We start from the raw sequence: 709 nt of genomic DNA on the forward strand, positions 1-709 counted from the left end.
ATGCCGCCGGCCACGGTGACGCGGAGTTTGCCGCGATCGCCAAAGCGGAGATCATTTCCGGCCCGCCGGCCGGACGTGCTGAGCAGGCGGGTGGCGAGGTCGCCGGCACTACGCCGCAGGCCGTCGCGGATCTGCTCCAGTTCCTCGCGCTGCCGGATCTCGCGGTCGGCCTTTGCCCCAGATTTTGCACCGCGATAGGGGGTTCCGTCTGGCATGGCCTACCTCACCTGCGGCGTGGGGAGGGTGTTCAAGCGCTTGAAAGCATCCTGGGCGCGGCCGGTATCGCTCTCCACACGGACCGCCAGGAGGGCAGCGTTGGTGTTGGCAACATCCTCCTGGATCCGAAGCGTCTCCATCTGCAGGTGCAGACCAAGAGCCTGCATGGAAGCGATCTCGCGCAGCACTGAGGCGGGCGGCATCCGCCAGATGGCGGCGTTCCAGGCCCGTCCGGACATGCGCCGGTTGACTTCGAGGTCAGCGGCCTGAAGCCAGCTGCCGCGCTCGGTCACCACCTGGCCCTGGGTCTGCTGCTGTGCCCGCTGCGCCGGGGTCAGCGTCACGGTTTCCGAACGCCGGGCGATGTAGCGGGTGTGCACATCCTGGGCGAGGCTCATGTTGGCGAGGTAGCGGTCCCGCCACAGCTTGATGTCCTGGCTCTGGGCAGCCCGCAGTTCATCCCCCCGCAGCGCCCGCAAGGGGACCGGCTGCA

Annotated in this window: 1 protein-coding gene and 1 pseudogene; both read right to left on the reverse strand. The window is 68.4% G+C overall.

What is annotated here, in order from left to right:
• Positions 1–215: hypothetical protein (locus QWZ14_RS08810; RefSeq protein ID WP_290316261.1), on the reverse strand; the 215-nt coding region annotated here is incomplete at its 3' end.
• A gap of 3 nt (positions 216–218) precedes the next feature.
• Positions 219–709: pseudogene (locus tag QWZ14_RS08815) on the reverse strand (hypothetical protein); the annotation flags it as partial.

The organism is Paeniroseomonas aquatica (genome assembly GCF_030409335.1).
GTDB lineage: Bacteria > Pseudomonadota > Alphaproteobacteria > Acetobacterales > Acetobacteraceae > Belnapia > Belnapia aquatica.